The organism is Pseudomonas kitaguniensis, assembly GCF_049199985.1.
Classification (GTDB): Bacteria; Pseudomonadota; Gammaproteobacteria; order Pseudomonadales; family Pseudomonadaceae; genus Aquipseudomonas; species Aquipseudomonas kitaguniensis.
Genome location: NZ_JBLZPT010000001.1, coordinates 145,909 through 165,244 on the forward strand (window position 1 = coordinate 145,909; position 19,336 = coordinate 165,244).

A 19,336-nucleotide genomic window follows, 5' to 3' on the forward strand; every position below is an offset into this window, starting at 1 on the left:
CCCCGCCCTGTGAATGGCGGGGCTTTTTGCGTTTTTTGAGCCGTTTTTTGTGTGGGCGGTATTGGCCTCATCGCGAGCAAGCCCGCTCCCACATGTTGATCTGTGAACACTGGCCAATGTGGGAGCGGGCTTGCTCGCCATGAGGCCCAACCCATCAACCCACCTTCACCGCCGGGTGATAAAACCCGACAACGCCGCAATCGCCTCCGGCGACTTCAGGCGCTGGGTAAACAATGCGCCCTCTTCCTCGATCACCTGCCGCAACTGTTCGCGATCAACACTTCTCATCAGCTGCTTACTGACCTGCACGGCCCCCGGCGCCAGGGTTTCGAAGCGCTCGGCGATTTCCCGCGCTTTGGCGAGTGCCGCCTCACCACTGCCCAACGCCTCGGTGGCAATGCCCCACTGCGCCGCCTGCTCACCGGTAAAGCCTTCGCCCAACAGCAACAATTCAGCCGCTTTCGCATGCCCCAACAGGCGCGGCAGAATCAGGCTTGAGCCAAATTCGGGGCATAACCCAAGATTGACGAACGGCATGCGCAAGCGCGCATCGCGGCTGATGTAGACCAAATCGCAATGCAACAGCAGCGTTGTGCCAATCCCCACCGCCGCACCCGCCACGCCGGCCACCACTGGCTTGCGGCAATTGAGCAGGCTCTGCATAAAGTGAAATGGCGGGCTGTCGAGGTCGCTCGGCGGCTGTTCAAGAAAGTCGCCAATATCGTTGCCTGCGGTAAAACACTCACTGCTGCCCTGGATCAGCACGGCGCGAATATCCGCCTGCGCATCGGCTTGCTCCAGCGCCTCGGCCAGTTGCGTGTACATGGCGCGGGTCAGGGCGTTTTTCTTGTCGGGGCGGTTGAGCTGCAGCGTCAGCAACCCGCGCTCGCGCTGGACTAAAATGGCATCGGTCATGGCGAATCTCGCAACTGGAAAGTTCAGCGCTCAACCACGCGGCAGGAACACATCGGCCAGCAGTTGATTACGCGGCAATCCCGCCAAAAACAGGCGCTTGGAAAACGCCTCGACGCTGGCAGGGTGTCCGCAGAGTAAAGCCAGAGTTTGCCGCGAAACAAGCCGAAGTTGTGCCAATGCCTGGGTCAATTCAGCCGCGGTCCATAGCTCCACGCTCACGTTGGGGTGCTGCGCGGCCAGCGCCGCCAAGGGCCCGGCCAGGTAATGCGCGTCGGCGTCATGCGCCAAGTGGATCACGCGGATAGCGCCTTGGTGTTCTTGGCGCAACGCTTCGCGCAACACGCCCCACAAAGGCCCAAGGCCGGTGCCGGAAGCCAGCAGCCACAGCGGCCGCGATTGCCAATCGCAATCGTATTGCAGCGCGCCGCCGCGCAATTCGCCAAGTCGCAGGTAATCGCCTACCTGCAACTGGCGCGCAATGGTGCTGAATTCGCCGGGTTGGCGGCAATCAAGATGAAACTCCAGAAACGCATCTTCCTGCGGCAAGCTGGCCAGGGAATAAGGCCGCGCCACCTGCCCCGCCCACACCACCAGATGCTGCCCGGCGCGATAACGCAGGCCGCGCTCCGGTTGCAGCCGCAGGCGCAGCACCGACGCACTGAGCCAATCGGCGCCAACGACTTGAGCGGGCAAACCGTCACGCACCGGGTCAAACGTTTCGACCTGCACATCACCGGTGACCTGGCACTGGCAGGCCAAACGCCAGCCATCCTGACGTTGCGCCGGGCTCAGGGCGTCGGGTTGTTTGTCCTCGACAGCACCTCGGCAGCGCACCAAACACGCATGGCAACTGCCCGCCCGGCAACTGTAAGGCACGGCCACACCGGCCTGATTCAAGGCATCGAGCAGGTTGCTGCCGGTGGCTACCGACCAGTGGCGTTCGCCGACGTGCAGTTCAGGCATATAAGGTCTCAAGCATTAAAAGTTCACTAACCATAACGCGAGGCGCCTGACGCAACCCGCGTTTTTTGTGAGCGCAGGCTTGCCTGCGCTGCAAATACCCCGTTGCATCAAGCAGACCCGGTGGATGCCATCGCGAGCAAGCCCGCTCCCACAGAAAGCAAAAAAGCAGATCTGCTGTGTATGCAAAACCCGCCTTTGATCCGCTTCAACCACTCAGGTCGGCTTTCAGGCCGCCGTGCTCTTGCTGTTGATCTTTGTGATCTTGATCTGAGAAGCGCCCCGTTAACCACGATGGCCGCACGCAGGCTTGAATCCGTGGGTAACCCGGCAGGACGCCGGGTTAGCCGCGCTGGGCCAAGGATGGCCCATCGCGGCGGCCCACGGATTCAAGCCTGCGTGCGGGTATGCCGAGCCACAGCGAGGCACCAAGTGGTGGGGCGAGAGCGTTTTGGTCACTTTTGCGCTCTATCAAAAGTGACTCGCTGTAAGAGCGAAACCGATATAAGCCATAACCCCAATACCGGATATGCACCCAACCTGAAGAACACCCCCAAGCCCGTTTGCCGCGCGACAGCGCTACATCAAAGATGCAGTAGGACCTCCCACAGAGTTTGACCATAGTCGGGTGTATCGGCTACCGCACCGGGTTATACTGCCGCGCCTTTTTAGCGTCGCGCCTGCACCACTTTGGCGTGCCTTGGAAAGGTGGCTTCAGCCGACCGATGCAACACTGAAGCCACCTTTATTGAATGTTCCCTTATAGAGGAGCGCGACTCATGACCGTGATCAAACAAGACGACCTGATTCAGAGCGTTGCCGACGCCCTGCAATTCATTTCCTATTACCACCCCGTTGACTTCATCCAGGCGATGCACGAAGCCTACCTGCGCGAAGAATCGCCGGCAGCGCGTGACTCCATTGCACAGATTTTGATCAACTCGCGCATGTGCGCCACCGGCCATCGCCCGATCTGCCAGGACACCGGTATCGTCACCGTGTTCGTGCGCGTGGGCATGGACGTACGTTGGGACGGCGCCACCATGGGCCTGGACGACATGATCAACCAAGGCGTGCGCCAGGCGTACAACCTGCCGGAAAACGTGCTGCGTGCATCGATCCTCGCCGACCCGGCAGGCGCGCGTAAAAACACCAAGGACAACACCCCGGCGGTGATCCACTACTCCATCGTCCCGGGTAACACCGTGGAAGTGGACGTGGCGGCCAAGGGCGGCGGTTCCGAGAACAAGTCGAAAATGGCCATGCTCAACCCGTCCGACTCGATCGTCGACTGGGTGCTCAAGACCGTTCCGACCATGGGCGCCGGCTGGTGCCCACCGGGCATGCTCGGCATCGGCATCGGCGGCACCGCCGAGAAAGCGGCGGTGATGGCCAAGGAAGTGTTGATGGAGTCCATCGACATTCATGAGCTGAAAAAGCGCGGCCCCTCCAACCGTATCGAAGAGATGCGCCTGGAGCTGTTCGAGAAGGTCAACCAACTGGGCATCGGCGCCCAGGGCCTGGGTGGCCTGACCACCGTGCTCGACGTCAAAATCATGGACTACCCGACCCACGCCGCCTCGCTGCCGGTGTGCATGATCCCCAACTGCGCCGCCACCCGCCACGCGCACTTCGTGCTGGATGGTTCCGGCCCGGCGTCGCTGGAAGCGCCGTCGTTGGACGCCTACCCGGAAATCGTTTGGGAAGCCGGCCCGTCGGCCCGTCGCGTCAACCTCGACACCCTGACCCCGGAAGACGTGCAGAGCTGGAAGCCGGGCGAAACCGTGTTGCTCAACGGCAAAATGCTCACCGGTCGCGACGCGGCGCACAAGCGCATGGTCGAGATGCTGAACAAGGGCGAAACCCTGCCGGTAGACCTCAAGGGCCGCTTCATCTACTACGTCGGCCCGGTTGATCCGGTGCGCGAAGAAGTGGTTGGCCCTGCTGGCCCGACCACCGCGACACGGATGGACAAGTTCACCCGTCAGATCCTTGAGCAAACCGGCCTGCTGGGCATGATCGGCAAATCCGAGCGCGGCCCAACCGCCATCGAAGCGATCAAAGACCACAAAGCGGTGTACTTGATGGCCGTCGGCGGCGCGGCTTACCTGGTGGCGCAAGCTATCAAGAAGTCGCGCGTCGTCGCGTTCGCCGAACTGGGCATGGAAGCGATCTACGAGTTCGACGTGAAAGACATGCCGGTCACCGTTGCGGTCGACAGCAAAGGCGAATCCGTACACATCACCGGTCCTGCCATCTGGCAGAAAAAAATCAGTGAAAGCCTGGCGGTAGAAGTGCAGTAAGCACCTGACCCGCAAGGAAAAACGCTGAACGCAGTAAAATGTGGGAGGGGGCTTGCTCCCGATGAGTGAGTGTCAGTCAGCCTGTGCGCAGCTGACACCCTGCCATCGGGAGCAAGCCCCTTTCCACACTAGCCCCCACACAAGCCCCCACACAAAAGCCAGGCCCCACAAGATCCAGGCCGCGCATGCTATGGTGCCCACCCCTTACCGTGCCTGCCCATCACCGTATGATCGTGATCCCTCGCCCGCTGCGCCTGACCTTCTACTCGCTGCTGATCATCGCCGGCGCGGTGCTGGCCGCTGCCTTGGCCACGCGCCATGCCGAGCGCCAGGCGTTGGTCGACGACGCCGCCCGCGCCCATCAACAGCTCACGCTGTACGGCAACTCGCTGCACACCCTGATCGAACGCTACCGCGCCCTGCCCGCCGTATTGGCGCTGGACTCGGAAATGATCCGCGCGTTGAAAAGCCCGCTGGACGCCACCACCCAAGACGTGCTCAACCGCAAACTGGCGCGCATCAATGGCGCTGCGCAATCTTCTACCCTCGAATTGATGGACCGTACCGGCCTGGCCGTGGCGGCGAGTAACTGGAACCTGCCGAGCAGCTACGTCGGGCACAACTACGCGTTTCGGCCTTATTTCAGCCAGACCTTGAGCCAGGGCACCGGGCGCTTTTATGCGGTGGGGGTGACCACTGGCATTCCGGGTTACTTCCTCTCAAGCGCCGTGGTCGATGAACATGAACAGTTCCTCGGCGCCATGGTAGTCAAGCTGGAATTCCCCGAACTTGAACGCGAGTGGGCTCAAGGCAACGACCTGCTACTGATCAGCGATGCGCGCGGCATTGTGTTTATCGCCACCCAGCCCGGCTGGCGTTATCGCAACCTGCGTGCGTTGACGGCCGACGACCTCGCCGACCTTGCGGCCACCCGCCAATACGACAAAAAACACCTGCAACCGCTGGAGACTAAAACGTTGCAGCGTTTTGACGAAAACAGCCACCTGATGCGCGTCAACGGCCCGGACGGCAGCGCCAATTACCTCTGGCAATCTTTGCCCTTGAAGGCCGAGGGCTGGACCTTGCACCTGCTGCGCAAACCGCAGTTCGCCTTTGAAGACCAGCGCAACGCCGGCCTCGCCGCTGCAGGTTCCTGGCTGGCACTGGTGTTTCTGGCGCTGTTCCTGACCCAACGCTGGCGCCTCGGCCGTCTACGCCAACGCAGCCGCGAAGAGCTTGAACAGCTTGTCGAAGAGCGCACGCAGGCGCTGCGCACCGCTCAGGATGGCCTGGTGCAATCGGCCAAGCTGGCGGCATTGGGGCAGATGTCGGCCGCCCTCGCCCACGAAATCAACCAGCCGCTGACCGCCCAACGCATGCAATTGGCAACTCTGCGGCTGCTGCTCGACCACGGCCGTGTGGACGACGCCTACAAGGCGCTGACGCCACTGGACGAGATGCTCACGCGCATGGCCGCACTCACCGGCCACCTCAAGACGTTCGCGCGCAAGAGCCCGAGCGGCCTGCGCGAACGGCTCGACTTGGCGACCGTGGTCGACCAGTCCCTGCACTTGCTCGACGCGCGCCTGCGCGATGAAGCCATCGGCGTGGTGCTGGACCTGACTCGCCCGGCCTGGGTACGTGGTGATGCAATCCGCCTGGAACAGGTGTTGATCAACCTGCTGCGCAACGCCCTTGATGCAATGGCCGGCAAGCCGCGCAAACGCCTGGAAATCCGCCTGCACGGCGATGAGCAACTGTGGCAGCTTAGCGTCAGTGACAGCGGCGGCGGGATTGCCGAGGCACACCTGAACAACGTGTTCGACCCGTTCTTTACGACCAAACCCGTGGGCGATGGGCTCGGCCTCGGGTTGGCGGTGTCCTACGCCATCGTGCACGAACTGGGCGGGCGTTTGATCGCCGGCAACCATGGCGACGGCGCCGTATTTACCCTGACCTTGCCTATTGCGCTGGAGACGCCCGAACCATGTTGAACGCAGTGATTGTGGTGGATGACGAAGCCAGCATTCGCACGGCCGTCGAACAATGGTTGAGCCTCTCAGGGTTTGACGTGCAGCTGTTCAGCCGCGCCGAGGAGTGCCTGGCGCAACTGCCCAAGGATTTCCCCGGCGTGATTCTGAGCGACGTGCGCATGCCGGGGCTAAGCGGCCAGGACCTGCTGGCCGAAGTGCAGCGCCGTGATGCCGGGTTGCCGGTGATATTGCTCACCGGGCACGGCGATGTGCCAATGGCCGTCGAAGCCATGCGCGACGGTGCCTATGACTTTTTGGAAAAACCCTTCAGCCCGCAGGACTTGCTCAACAGCCTGCGCCGCGCCCTCGACAAACGCGGGCTGATTCTGGAAAACCGCCGCCTGCATCAACAGGCCGACCACCGCGCGCAACTGGAGTGCAGCCTGTTGGGTGTATCGCGCAGCGTGCAAAACCTGCGACGCCAGGTGCTGGACCTGGCGACCTTGCCCGTCAACGTGTTGATTCGTGGCGAGACCGGCAGCGGCAAGGAATTGGTCGCGCGCTGCCTGCATGATTTCGGCCCACGCGCCAAAAAGCCCTTTGTGGCGCTCAATTGCGCCGCCATCCCGGAGCAACTGTTTGAAGCCGAGCTGTTCGGCCACGAAAGTGGCGCGTTCACCGGCGCGCAAGGCAAGCGCATCGGCAAACTCGAATATGCGCATGGCGGCACACTGTTCCTCGATGAAATCGAAAGCATGCCGCTGGCTCAGCAAGTCAAACTACTGCGCGTGTTACAAGAGCAGAAACTTGAACGGCTGGGCTCCAACCAAAGTATTCAGGTGGATTTACGCATTATTGCGGCCACCAAGCCCGACCTGCTGGAAGAAGCCCGCGCCGGGCGTTTTCGCGAAGACCTGGCCTATCGCCTGAATGTCGCGCAACTGCGCCTGCCGCCGCTGCGCGAGCGTCGCGAAGATATTCCGCTGTTGTTCGAGCACTTTGCACACAGCGCCGCCGAACGCCTGGGCCGCAGCGTCGAGCCGTTGAGCGGCGCACAACTCGGGCGGCTGCTCAGCCATGACTGGCCGGGCAATGTGCGCGAGCTGGCGAATGTCGCCGAACGCCAGGTGCTGGGCCTCGGCGAGCCTGAGCCGGAAGGCATTGAGGCGGGGCAATCGTTGGCGGCGCAGCAGGAAGCCTTCGAAGCCCACTGCCTGAAAGCGGCGCTGATGCGGCACAAGGGCGACATCAAGGCGGTGCTGGCCGAACTGCAACTGCCGCGTCGCACCCTCAATGAAAAAATGCAGCGGCATGGGTTGGTGCGCGAGACGTTTATCTAGGCTGGTTTGGACGCCATCGTGAGCAAGCCCACTCCCACATTGGGCGGTACTCACCAATCAAACTGTGGGAGCGGGCTTGCTCGCGATGAGGCCCGCAACCATAAGCGGATTTCCGCTCACACCCCCAAAACCATCAGCGACTTTCCGCTCAAAAATATTCTGCAACCCTTCCAAACCGGGCCTTCATCTACTTGGCACAGCTCCTGCTATAGCCCGAACCAGGCAGCGTTCGCGCCGCTCCACAAAAACAATTAGATGAAGGATCCTTCAATGGATAACTCCAACACCTTGCCTTTGGGGTCGGCGGTTGCGCCGGCAAAAGAACGCACGACGTCCAGCCGGATCAAATCGATCTTCAGCGGCTCCGTCGGCAACATGGTCGAGTGGTATGACTGGTACGTCTACGCGGCCTTCTCGCTGTACTTCGCCAAAGCCTTCTTCCCCGCCGGCTCCTCCACTGCTCAGTTGATGAACACCGCCGCGATCTTCGCCGTGGGTTTTATCATGCGCCCGATCGGCGGCTGGCTGATGGGCCTCTATGCTGACTACAAAGGCCGCAAAGCCGCGCTGATGGCCTCGGTATTGCTGATGTGCTTCGGCTCGCTGCTGATCGCGTTGACCCCGGGTTACGACACCATCGGCATCGGCGCACCGATCCTGCTGGTGTTCGCACGCTTGCTGCAAGGCCTGTCGGTCGGCGGCGAGTACGGCACCTCGGCCACCTACCTGAGTGAAATGGCGACCAAGGAACGTCGCGGGTTCTTCTCCAGCTTCCAGTACGTGACCCTGATCTCCGGCCAACTCATAGCGCTGGCGGTACTGATCGTGCTGCAACAAACGCTGACCACCGAGCAGTTGTATGCCTGGGGCTGGCGCATACCGTTCGCTATCGGCGCGTTGTGCGCAGTGGTCGCGCTGTTCCTGCGGCGCGGCATGGAAGAAACCGAGTCGTTCACCAAAAAGGAAAAATCCAGGGAAAGCGCCATGCGCACCTTGATGCGCCACCCCAAGGAAGTGTTGACCGTGGTCGGCCTGACGATGGGCGGCACGCTGGCGTTCTACACTTACACCACTTACATGCAGAAATACTTGGTGAACACCGTCGGCATGAGCATCTCCGACTCCACCACCATTTCGGCGGCCACGCTGTTTCTGTTCATGTGCCTGCAACCACTGGTCGGCGGGCTGTCGGATAAAGTCGGGCGGCGGCCGATCCTGATCGCTTTCGGCATCCTCGGTACGCTGTTTACCGTGCCGATCCTCACCACGCTGCACACCATTCAAAGCTGGTGGGGCGCGTTCTTCCTGATCATGGCGGCGCTGATCATCGTCAGCGGCTACACCTCGATCAACGCGGTGGTGAAAGCCGAGCTGTTCCCGACCGAAATTCGCGCCTTGGGCGTAGGCCTGCCGTATGCGCTGACCGTATCGATCTTCGGCGGTACGGCTGAATACATCGCGCTGTGGTTCAAGAGCATTGGCATGGAAACCGGTTATTACTGGTATGTGACGGCGTGTATCGCGGTGTCGCTGGTGGTTTATGTGACCATGAAAGACACCCGCAAACATTCTCGGATCACCACGGACTAACGCTGCGACGCAGTAAAAAGTGGGAGCGGGCTTGCTCGCGATGAGGGTGTGACAGCCAACACATCAGTTGACTGTTACACCGCCATCGCGAGCAAGCCCGCTCCCACATTTCGGTGAGTTCAGTTCAGCTCTACCGACTGCTGGCGCGCGTATCGACGCTGCGCGTACGACGCCCCGGCAATCATCACCACCAGCACGGCCGCCAACACCGCCGATGAACCGAGGGTGCCGAAATCCAGACCGCCCTTTTCATGCGGTTTGGTGAGGAAGTCGCCCAAGGTCGCGCCAAACGGCCGCGTCAGTACAAACGCCACCCAAAACAACAGCACCGACGAGAGGTGGGTGAAGTACTTGAGTGCGACCACCACGGCAATTGCCGAACCGATCAGCAAGGCGCCGCCGGCAAACCCAAGCCCGGAGTCATCCGCCAGAAAGTCCCCCAAGGCCGTGCCCAAGGTGTTGGAGAACAGGATCGCCAGCCAGTAAAACAGCTCACCGCGAAAGCTCTGCACCTTGTTAACGTTCAGCGAATCACCGCTGAGGTACCAAAACGCAAAGATGATCATCAGCACCACAATCAGGATCATCGAGCCGGTGGCATAACCAAGGCCCAAAGTACGGTCCATGAAATCCGACATTGTGGTACCCGCCGTACTCGTCGACAAAATCACTATCCAGTACAGCACCGGGTTGTAGGTTTTCGACCAGAGTTGCGTCACCAGAGTGATGAGAAACACGCTGATCAAGATCATTGAGCTGATCGCGTACCCGACATTCAGGGTCATCGAGAGCAAATCCCCGGCGGTTTCGCCCAAGGTCGTTGCGCAGATTTTCATGACCCAGAACGCCAGGGTGATCTGAGGAAGTTTGTTCATGCGTAGAAGGCTCCAGAGCTCAGTCTTTCAGTGGGCCGACTTATACGGGGCTGTCGACCTGGCGGGCAGACTGAACGTGGCGCTGTGAAAAATAGGTGGGCAATCAATGAAAATTCCATACAGTCGATGGAAATTCGCCGCCATGGCTTGCAGTATGAGCCCCTCACCGAACTGACTAGCAGGAACCCCGGCCATGCCTGACGATATTCACTTTTACGAACCCGCCAACGGCCACGGCCTGCCGCACGACCCGTTCAACGCCATCGTCGGCCCACGGCCCATCGGTTGGATTTCGTCCCACGACAGCGAAGGCCGCCTGAACCTGGCGCCCTATAGCTTCTTCAATGCGTTTAACTACATTCCGCCGATCATTGGGTTTTCCAGCGTCGGGCGCAAAGACAGCCTGAACAATATCGAACAGACCGGCGAGTTTGTGTGGAACCTGGCCACCCGCCCGCTGGCCGAGCAGATGAATCAGAGTTGCGCGGCGGTAGCACCCCAAGTGAATGAATTCGAGTTGGCCGGCCTGACGCCGGTGGCCTCAAGAATTGTCGGCGTACCGCGCGTGGGCGAGAGCCCGGTGTCGTTCGAGTGCAAGGTGACGCAGATCATTCAGTTGCAACGTGCCGACCAACAGTTGGTGCCAAGTTGGCTGGTGCTCGGCGAGGTGGTCGCGGTGCACATCGCCAAGTGGCTGCTCAAGGATGGGGTGTATGACACCGCCGCGGCCGAGCCGATCTTGCGCGGCGGTGGCCCGGCGGATTACTTCCAGCTGGGGCCGGAGGCGTTGTTCAAGATGTATCGCCCTGGCGCCAGCAAAAGCTGACAGCAGAGCCATAAAAATCCTGGAGGGGCTTGCCGCCTCCAGGATTGGGTTAGTTGGCCGCTGTGGCCCAGGCCAACTGGCCTTCTTCATCCACATCCAGCAACCGCTCAAGCTGCACGGCAGCCGCATCGTCAGCGTCGGAGGCGGTCTTGAAGGTCTGCCCTTCAAGGATTTTGTGAAAGCGTGGCGCGCCCATGCCATCCAGTGCCTTGACGGCGATGGCTGCGCTGTAGCCACCCTCTTCTTCACGCACCAAGGCGGAAACGGCTTCGTGGTGGGCAAACTCTTTACGTGCCATGTTGCAGGTCCTGGCCAATGGGAAAGTCGACCATTCTAAACCTTAACCGGCGAGTTGCAGGTACTCGCCGTACGCATTCGCGGCGGATGCATCGGTAAAGGTCTGGAAGTCGATGCTACGGACCACGCCGTCGTTTAACAGCTCGGTAAAGATCATCAGGGCCGGGGAATTGAAGTAGGCGCTCATCGCCTGCTCGCTGCTCCAGAAACCCGCGACCAGCCACACATCGGGGTCAACCTGGGAATGCTGCAACGAAAATTGCAGGCAGCCCTGCGCCTCGCGGCCAGGTTCAAGCAAGCTGCTCAAGCGTGCACCGAGTTCGGTGCTGCACCCGGTACGGGCGCGGACAAAGGCCATATGGCTCGCGGGAATGGGGGTTGGCATGTTCGACTCTCCCGTTGAGAAGTGATGCTCGGCAAACACTGTGAGGGCGTGTTGCCACAGGATCAAAGATAACGGCGCGGCGGTGGGCGCGGTTAGTCAATTCCTGCAGGCTTATTGCACAATCCTGCCGTACGCGTAGATAAGCCGTGCAGCCCGCTGTTTTTATTCCCGCCACAGGCTCAATGTTTCAGGCAGATGACAGGCGCCAAACTTGCCTGATTCACGCTTTATCGCAGGATCAGGCAAGCATTAGGCAGAATCGAAGTAACACCTTTTGAAACTCCGCCGCTAATCTGGGCGCATTAACGCAACTCGCAGAGGACGCCTCATGTCGTCGAATGCCCCTAACGCCATGCCCCTCGATACCGAGATGGAAAAACAGCGCGCCGAACTGGCCAGCATCGTGCAGCGCCACACGTGGGAAGATGGCTCTTACGGCACGGCGATTACCTCGCTGTTTCTGAACCGCCACAACGCGCCTCGCAACTTCATGCCGGTGCTGGTGGAGCCGGCCTTGTGCATCCTGGCCAGCGGCAGCAAGGAAGTGCGCCTGGCCGACGAGATTTTTGCCTACGACCCGCTCAACTATTTAGTCTTCTCGGTGGCGATGCCGGTGGCCGGCCGGATCATTGAGGCCACGCCAGAAGCGCCTAACCTCTCGGTGCGCATCAACATCGACACGGCGCAGCTCACTGCGCTGATCGCCGAGGCCGGGCCGATGGGCGTGCCTTCGCGCCCGACATCGCGCGGCATGTACGTCGACCGCATCGACAGCCAATTGCTCGATGCCGTGCTGCGCCTGGCGCGCCTGCTCGACACACCGAAAGACGTGGCAATGCTCGCGCCGCTGATCAATCGCGAAATTCTTTACCGTTTACTGCGTGGCCCGCAGGGTTATCGGCTGTATGAAATCGCCGTGGCCAACAGTCAGAGCCATCGCGTGAGCCAGGCGATCAAGTGGTTGAACGGCAACTACAAGCAACCCCTGCGTATTGATGACTTGGCTAAGGAAGTGAACCTCAGCGTCTCGACGTTGCACCACCGCTTCAAGGCGATCACTGCCATGAGCCCGCTGCAATACCAGAAGCAACTGCGCTTGCAGGAAGCGCGACGGCTGATGATTGCCGAAGGGCTGGAAGCCTCGGCGGCGGGGTATCGGGTGGGGTATGAAAGCCCGTCGCAGTTCAGCCGCGAATACAGCCGGCTGTTTGGTGCACCGCCGTTAAGAGATTTGGCCAGAATGCGCCAGAGTATCTGACCAAAACAAGGTCAACAGGTGGGAGGGGGTTTGCTCCCGAGGGTGGTGTGTCAGCTAGAGATGAGCTGGCTGACCCAAGGCTATCGGGAGCAAGCCCCCTCCCACATTTGATCTCCAGAACGCTGGCGTGCAGCGTTGTTTGGCTCTGCGGTTTAGCGTTGTTTAGTCCAGGGTTCGGGGCAGTTGCAGGGTGACGCGCAACCCACCCTCGCGCAAATTCTGCAAGCTCACTTCACCGCCGTGGCTGTGGGCGATGTTGCGCGCAATGCCCAAACCCAGGCCGTAGCCTTGCTGCTGGCCGGAGAGGCGAAAGTGCGGCTCGAAGACTTGCTCAAGGCGCTGCTGCGGTACACCCGGACCTTCGTCGTCGACGTGCAGGATGAACTCCGCGCCGTCGTCCTCGATATACAAATGCGCGTTCTGCCCGTACTTCAACGCGTTGTCGATCAGGTTGCCGATGCAGCGTTTAAGCGCCAGCGGCTTGCCCGCGTACGGCGCCAGCGCGCGGCCGTGTTGGGTGATGCGGCCATTGCCGTTGGGCGCCAGGTACGGTTCCACCAAGCAGTCGAGCACGTGATTAAGGTCGACCGGTTCAATGTTTTCGTGGATGTCGGTGTCTTTAACGCATTGCAGCGCGCCTTTCACCAGCAGCTCCAATTCGTCCAGGTCACGGCCGAATTTGGCTTGCAGGTTCTCGTCTTCAAGCAGCTCAACGCGCAGGCGCAGACGGGTAATGGGGGTGCGCAAATCGTGGGAAATCGCGCTGAACAATTGGCTGCGCTCCGTGAGATAGCGGCTGATCCGTTCGCGCATCGCGTTGAACGCTCGGCCCACTTCGACCACTTCACTGCCACCGCCTTCGGCCACCGGCTCTACATCGGCGCCCAATGACAGGTCGCGCGCCGCCCGCGCGAGGCGCTTGAGCGGCCGGCTCTGCCAGTGCACCAACAGGCCGATAAACAACAACAGAAAACCACTGGTCAGCACGATGAACCACACCTGCTGCGACGGCAGGCCTTGTTCTTCAAGGCTGGTGTAGGGTTCGGGCAACAGCGAGGCGATGTACAGCCACTCGCCCGCGGCAAGTTGAATCTGCGTGACCAGCACCGGCGGGTTGACCGGCTCAAGGGTCAGCGCGTAATGCGCCCACGAACGCGGCAGTTCATCAAGCTTCAAACCGGCGTTGAAAATGCGCAGGTCTTCTGCGCTGACGAACTCCACCGAAATATCCACGTCGCTGCCGAGGGTCTGGCGCAGCACTTCGTCCACCACGTTGAGCACCGCGTGTTTGCGCGGGGTCTGCGGCAGTAGCTGCATGTCCAGCGGGCGGTCATTGAGCGTCACCACAAAACGGGTGCCGCCCATGCTGCGCAACTGATCAAGGACTAACGGGCGATAGGCCACCGGCAGCGAGCGGAAGTAACTCACGCTGGCGGTCATCGAATGCGCCAGGCTGCGTGCGCTGGTGACCAGACCTTCAAGCTGAGTGGCGCGCAATTGCGAGACCCAGATCACGCTGGACAGCGTTTGCGCGAACAGCACCGCGAGCAAGGTCAGCAGCAACATCCGCCCCAGCAGCGAGCGCGGCACCGGGAAGCGTCGGCGGCGCTCGGTCAGATGCTCAGTGGGCATTGCCGGCAACCACGCTGGCTGCCAACTGATAACCGCTGCCGCGTACCGTGCGGATCAGCCTTGGAGGTTTTTCGGTATCGCGCAGGCGTTGACGCAAACGGCTGACGGCCATGTCGACGATACGGTCCAGCGGCATCAGATCGCGGCCACGGGTGGCGTTGCCGATGGTGTCGCGGTCGAGAATTTGTTGAGGGTGGTCAAGAAACAGTTTGAGCAGGGCAAAGTCGGCGCCGGAGAGAATCACCTCCTCGCCGTCAGCGTGAAACAGGCGATGGCTGATCATGTCCAGGCGCCACTCATCAAACACCCACACATCGCCGGCGCTGCTGCGTTCCTGGCCGAATTGGGCACGGCGCAACAAGGCCTTGATGCGCGCCTGCAACTCGCGCGGGCTGAACGGCTTGCCGATGTAGTCATCGGCGCCCAGCTCCAGGCCGATCACGCGGTCGGTTTCGTCGGAGCTGGCGGTGAGCATGATGATTGGCACCTGCGCCTGGCGCGGGTGCTGGCGAATCCAGCGGCAGAGGCTGAAGCCGTCTTCGTCCGGCAACATCACATCGAGGATGACCAGGTCGCACGGTGCCTCATTCATTGCCTGGCGGAACCGCGCGCCATCCGGCACGCCACGCACCTGGAAACCGGCGCGACTGAGGTAGGTTTGCAGCAATTCGCGGATTTCCTGGTCGTCGTCGACCAGAAGAATCGATTTACTGATTACGCTCACGGGTCCCCCTTGTTGTTATGGTCAAACCTGAGTCATGTGTTGCTTTCGAGGACCCCTTCGCGAGCAAGCCCGCTCCCACATTTAAACTCATTCCAGCTGGATGAATGCGGTTGAATGTGGGAGCGGGCTTGCTCGCGAAGAGGCCATCATTGCCTACGCAAAAGCCTGCTCAAGTGCCACACCCGCCCCGGTCAATCCGGAATACGGCGCGGTCACCAACCACACCGGAATGCCTTTGAAATAATCGCTCATGCAGCCTTTGTCGCTGAAGCTCTTGGCAAAACCGCTGTTGATAAAGAAGTCGGCGAACCGTGGGATGACCCCGCCCACGATATACACGCCACCGCGTCCACCGGTGGTCAACACGTTGTTGCCGGCCACGCGGCCCAGCCAGATGCTGAACTGGTTCAACACTTCGATCGCCACCGGGTCCCCTGCCAAGCCGGCTGCCGTAATGGCTTCGGGCGTGTCCAGCAGCGGCGTGTGCCCGTCGACCGCGCAGATCGCTCGGTACACGCGTGGCAGCCCGCCGCCGCTCAAGGCGGTTTCGGCGCTGACGTGGCCGATTTCTGCGTGAATATGCTGCCACAACTGGGTTTCACGCGGGCTGCTCAGCGGCAGGTCGACATGCCCGCCCTCCCCCGGCAGCGCCGCCCAACGGCCTTCACCCAGGTTCAGCAAGGTGCCGACACCGAGGCCGGTGCCTGGGCCGATCACCACCGCCGGGCGCAACGGTTCCGGCGTGCCCTCACAGACCACGCGGAATTCGTCGGGTTTGAGCCGGGTCATGCCCAAGGCCATGGCCGAGAAGTCATTGATCAGCAGCAACTCGTCGACCTGCAAGGTCTTGCAAAACGCCGCCTTGCTCAGCCGCCAGTGGTTGTTGGTGAATTTGAATTCATCGCCACTCACTGGCCCCGCGACCGACAGGCACACCGCGCCGATGTCGCCGATTTGCAGGCCTTCTTCCTTCAGGTAAGCCTTGATCGCTTCCTCAGGGCTGGTGTGATCCACCGTGGCATGCACACGAATCGAATGCAGTTGCTGGTCCCGCCACAACGCAAAACGCGCGTTGGTACCCCCGATGTCACCGACCAGCGCTAGCTTCACTTAAGCGTCTCCAAGGCACAGGTAAAGGCGCTGGCGCCTTGCTCTGCGGAGCTTGCGGCCAAGCGCATAAATGCAAACAGCTCGCGACCGGCACCCACGTTGTTGCCCAACAGGCCCGTGGCAGGAATGCGCGCTGCAAATTCTTCGGCGTCCACTTTAAGCTCCAGGGTGCCCTTCACGCCATCGACGCGAATAATATCGCCATCTTTGACGCGTGCCAGCGGCCCGCCACTTTGGGCTTCGGGGTTAACGTGAATCGCCGCAGGGATCTTACCCGAGGCGCCGGACATACGCCCGTCTGTCACCAACGCTACTTTGAAACCGCGGTCCTGCAACACCCCAAGAAACGGCGTCATCTTGTGCAGTTCCGGCATGCCGTTGGAGCGCGGGCCCTGGAAACGCATCACCGCGACGAAGTCTTTTTCCAGCTCGCCAGCTTTGAACGCATCGGCCAAATCCTGTTGATCCTGGAACACCACTGCCGGTGCTTCGACGATCTGGTGCTCCGGCGCCACGGCCGAGACCTTCATCACGCCGCGCCCGAGGTTGCCTTCCATCACACGCAGGCCACCTTCGGGCGAAAACGCACGGGCCACCGGGCGCAGGATGGTTTCGTCGAGGCTCTCAATCGGGCCATCGCGCCAGACCAACTCGCCGTCGACCAAAAACGGCTCTTGGGTGTAACGACTCAAGCCCTTGCCCGCCACGGTGTTGACGTCGTCGTGGAGCAGGCCGGCCTCAAGCAGTTCGCGGATCAGGAACGACATGCCGCCCGCCGCCTGGAAGTGGTTAATGTCGGCCTTGCCGTTGGGGTACACGTGGGACAGGGTCGGCACTACCTCGGAGAGGTCGGCCATGTCTTGCCAGGTGAGGATGATGCCCGCCGACATCGCGATGGCCGGCATGTGCAGGGTGTGGTTGGTGGAACCGCCGGTCGCGTTGAGGGCGACGATGGAGTTGACGATGGATTTTTCGTCGACTATTTCGCCAATCGGCGTGAAGTTGCCGTTGGCCTTGGTCAAGCGGGTGACCTGGTGCGCCGCTTCGCGGGTCAGCGCATCACGCAGCGGCGTGTACGGGTTGACGAAAGAAGCGCCCGGCAAGTGCAGGCCCATCACTTCCATCAGCAATTGGTTGGTGTTGGCGGTGCCATAAAAAGTGCACGTGCCGGGGCTGTGGTAGGACTTCATCTCCGATTCCAGCAGTTCTTCGCGGCTGGCTTTGCCTTCCGCATAGCGCTGGCGCACGTCGGCTTTCTGTTTGTTGGAGATGCCCGAGGGCATTGGGCCGCCGGGTACGAAAATCATCGGCAGGTGGCCGTAACGCAGGGCACCCATCATCAGGCCGGGGACGATTTTGTCGCAGATGCCCAGCATCAGCGCGGCGTCGAACATGTTGTGGGACAGCGCTACCGCCGTGGACATGGCAATCACTTCACGGCTGAGCAGGCTGAGCTCCATGCCGGGCTCGCCTTGGGTCACGCCGTCGCACATGGCGGGGGTGCCACCGGCAAACTGGCCGACCGAGCCGACTTCACGCAGGGCTTTTTTGATCTGTTCAGGAAAATGTTCGTACGGCTGATGCGCCGAGAGCATGTCGTTATATGAAGAAACAATTGCCACGTTGGCGGCATTCATCATGCGCAGGCTATTTTTATCTTCAGTGCCACAACCGGCCACGCCATGGGCAAAGTTGGCGCATTGCAGCTTACCGCGCATCGGACCGTCGCTGGCTGCGCCGCGAATGAGCGCAAGGTAAGCCTCGCGGGTTGCACGACTGCGGGCGATAAGCCGTTCGGTGACCTCAATAACGCGGGGATGCATGTGTAGAACTCCAGGCTAACGGATGTGGCGACCCTGGATCCTTTGCGGGTCAAAAGCGCGCGGCGCAGGTGCTGGCAGCGTTTCTTTTGACTCATCGGACCAGTTGATTCAGGTCACTAATTGTAGATTGAACAAAATATTGCCACTAAAAAGGCTTGTTTTCTATTTTTATGCGAATAATCTTGTAATTCTTACAACAAATCGACGATAGGCACTTTCCAATGACTCTTCGTATCGCAATCAACGGTTTTGGCCGTATCGGCCGTAATGTCCTGCGCGCACTGTATACCCAAGGCTACCGCCAGGATTTGCAGATCGTCGCCATCAATGATCTGGGCGACAGTTCGATCAATGCCCATTTGCTCAAATACGACACCGTGCACGGTACTTTCGATGCAGAGGTCGCCCACGATCAGGAAAGCCTGACCGTGAATGGTGACCGGATTGCTGTCAGTGCCATTCGCAACCCTGCCGACCTGCCGTGGGCTGCGCACAAGATCGACGTGGTGTTCGAATGCACCGGTCTGTTCACCGACCGTGACAAGGCCGCCGCGCATATTACCGCTGGCGCGCGCAAGGTGATCATCTCGGCCCCGGCCAAGGGCGCCGACGCCACCGTGGTGTACGGCGTCAACCATGACATCTTGCGTCAATCCCATCAGATCATCTCCAACGCCTCGTGCACCACCAACTGCCTGGCGCCGGTGGCCCAAGTGCTGCACCGCGAACTGGGGATCGAAAGCGGCTTGATGACCACCATTCATGCCTACACCAACGACCAGAACCTGACCGACGTTTACCACACCGACCCGTACCGCGCGCGCTCGGCCACCCAGAACATGATCCCGAGCAAGACCGGCGCCGCCGAAGCGGTGGGCCTGGTGTTGCCGGAACTGGCGGGCAAGCTGACCGGCATGGCCTTGCGTGTGCCGGTGATCAACGTGTCGCTGGTCGACCTCACCGTGCAGCTGAAAAAAGAAGCCACGGCCGAGGAAGTCAACGCGCTGCTCAAAGAAGCCAGCCAGCACTCTAAAATTCTCGGCTACAACACCCTGCCGCTGGTTTCGAGTGACTTCAACCACAACCCGCTGTCGTCGATCTTCGACGCCAACCACACCAAGGCGAGCGGCAAGCTGCTCAAAGTGCTGGCGTGGTACGACAACGAGTGGGGTTTCTCCAACCGTATGCTGGATAACTGCCTGGCGCTCTGCAACGCAGAATAACCCTGTGGAAGGCGGCTTTTGTGGGAGGGGGGGGGGGGGGGGGGGGGGGGGGGGGGGGGGGGGGGGGGAGAGGAGGGTAAGGAACAACGAAAGAAAAAACAA

The 19,336-nt window shown here is 60.9% G+C and carries 16 protein-coding genes; 7 read left to right on the forward strand and 9 right to left on the reverse strand.

All coding sequences use genetic code 11. The annotated features are described in order from the left end of the window. Positions 1-165: 165 nt before the first annotated feature. Together ACOZK9_RS00730 and ACOZK9_RS00735 are read right to left on the reverse strand one after the other, a co-directional pair. The gene (locus tag ACOZK9_RS00730; RefSeq protein WP_099239888.1) at positions 166-915 is read right to left on the reverse strand and encodes an enoyl-CoA hydratase-related protein; all 750 of its coding nucleotides are present in this window, start codon (positions 913-915) and stop codon (positions 166-168) included. A gap of 30 nt (positions 916-945) precedes the next feature. Continuing rightward, positions 946-1,878: an iron-sulfur-binding ferredoxin reductase gene (locus ACOZK9_RS00735; RefSeq protein WP_421555098.1), complete on the reverse strand. Its 933-nt coding sequence runs from the start codon at positions 1,876-1,878 to the stop codon at positions 946-948. Between the two features lie 776 nt (positions 1,879-2,654). Between ACOZK9_RS00735 and ACOZK9_RS00740 the strand changes: the two genes are divergently transcribed. From ACOZK9_RS00740 to ACOZK9_RS00755, 4 genes are all read left to right on the forward strand, one after another. Beyond that, positions 2,655-4,178 carry a fumarate hydratase gene (locus ACOZK9_RS00740; RefSeq protein ID WP_048727135.1) on the forward strand — a complete coding sequence of 508 codons (1,524 nt, stop codon included), beginning with the start codon at positions 2,655-2,657 and terminating at the stop codon, positions 4,176-4,178. Positions 4,179-4,405: 227 nt separating this feature from the next. Continuing rightward, positions 4,406-6,172: an ATP-binding protein gene (locus tag ACOZK9_RS00745; RefSeq protein WP_152749639.1), complete on the forward strand. Its 1,767-nt coding sequence runs from the start codon at positions 4,406-4,408 to the stop codon at positions 6,170-6,172. Further along, positions 6,166-7,491 (forward strand): sigma-54-dependent transcriptional regulator, encoded by a 1,326-nt coding sequence (locus ACOZK9_RS00750; RefSeq protein ID WP_058414758.1) that lies wholly within the window; start codon positions 6,166-6,168, stop codon positions 7,489-7,491. Before ACOZK9_RS00745 ends, ACOZK9_RS00750 begins: the two co-directional genes overlap by 7 nt. 270 nt (positions 7,492-7,761) lie before the next feature. Then, positions 7,762-9,081, forward strand: a complete 1,320-nt coding sequence (locus ACOZK9_RS00755) for an MFS transporter (RefSeq protein ID WP_058414759.1) — start codon at positions 7,762-7,764, stop codon at positions 9,079-9,081. Positions 9,082-9,200: 119 nt separating this feature from the next. On the opposite strand, the gene ACOZK9_RS00760 is transcribed toward ACOZK9_RS00755, so the two are convergent. Then, complete coding sequence (locus ACOZK9_RS00760; RefSeq protein WP_122250639.1) at positions 9,201-9,956, reverse strand: COG4705 family protein; 756 nt, start codon at positions 9,954-9,956, stop codon at positions 9,201-9,203. Between the two features lie 193 nt (positions 9,957-10,149). Here ACOZK9_RS00760 and ACOZK9_RS00765 point away from each other — a divergent pair, with 193 nt between their 5' ends. Next, on the forward strand, positions 10,150-10,782 hold the full coding sequence (locus ACOZK9_RS00765; protein WP_058414761.1) for a flavin reductase family protein: 633 nt from the start codon (positions 10,150-10,152) through the stop codon (positions 10,780-10,782). 49 nt (positions 10,783-10,831) lie between these two features. Here the strand turns inward: ACOZK9_RS00765 and ACOZK9_RS00770 are convergent, their stop codons facing one another. Then, positions 10,832-11,080, reverse strand: coding sequence for a hypothetical protein (locus ACOZK9_RS00770; protein WP_058414762.1), 249 nt, complete (start codon positions 11,078-11,080; stop codon positions 10,832-10,834). 42 nt (positions 11,081-11,122) lie between these two features. Continuing rightward, positions 11,123-11,464 carry an antibiotic biosynthesis monooxygenase family protein gene (locus tag ACOZK9_RS00775; RefSeq protein WP_099239874.1) on the reverse strand — a complete coding sequence of 114 codons (342 nt, stop codon included), beginning with the start codon at positions 11,462-11,464 and terminating at the stop codon, positions 11,123-11,125. A 328-nt stretch (positions 11,465-11,792) separates the two neighbouring features. Between ACOZK9_RS00775 and ACOZK9_RS00780 the strand changes: the two genes are divergently transcribed. Continuing rightward, on the forward strand, positions 11,793-12,722 hold the full coding sequence (locus ACOZK9_RS00780) for an AraC family transcriptional regulator (protein WP_421555099.1): 930 nt from the start codon (positions 11,793-11,795) through the stop codon (positions 12,720-12,722). A gap of 162 nt (positions 12,723-12,884) precedes the next feature. Here the strand turns inward: ACOZK9_RS00780 and ACOZK9_RS00785 are convergent, their stop codons facing one another. The 4 genes from ACOZK9_RS00785 to edd form a co-directional block, all read right to left on the reverse strand. Continuing rightward, complete coding sequence (locus ACOZK9_RS00785) at positions 12,885-14,312, reverse strand: ATP-binding protein (protein WP_221033893.1); 1,428 nt, start codon at positions 14,310-14,312, stop codon at positions 12,885-12,887. Between the two features lie 31 nt (positions 14,313-14,343). Further along, positions 14,344-15,078 (reverse strand): response regulator, encoded by a 735-nt coding sequence (locus tag ACOZK9_RS00790; protein WP_058414766.1) that lies wholly within the window; start codon positions 15,076-15,078, stop codon positions 14,344-14,346. Between the two features lie 153 nt (positions 15,079-15,231). Then, positions 15,232-16,188: a glucokinase gene (locus tag ACOZK9_RS00795; protein ID WP_172979759.1), complete on the reverse strand. Its 957-nt coding sequence runs from the start codon at positions 16,186-16,188 to the stop codon at positions 15,232-15,234. Further along, positions 16,185-18,011, reverse strand: coding sequence for a phosphogluconate dehydratase (gene edd / locus ACOZK9_RS00800; RefSeq protein WP_058414768.1), 1,827 nt, complete (start codon positions 18,009-18,011; stop codon positions 16,185-16,187). The genes ACOZK9_RS00795 and edd overlap by 4 nt, the downstream gene beginning before the upstream one ends. Positions 18,012-18,232: 221 nt before the next feature. Here edd and gap point away from each other — a divergent pair, with 221 nt between their 5' ends. After that, on the forward strand, positions 18,233-19,234 hold the full coding sequence (gap, locus tag ACOZK9_RS00805; RefSeq protein ID WP_421555100.1) for a type I glyceraldehyde-3-phosphate dehydrogenase: 1,002 nt from the start codon (positions 18,233-18,235) through the stop codon (positions 19,232-19,234). Positions 19,235-19,336: the final 102 nt, after the last annotated feature.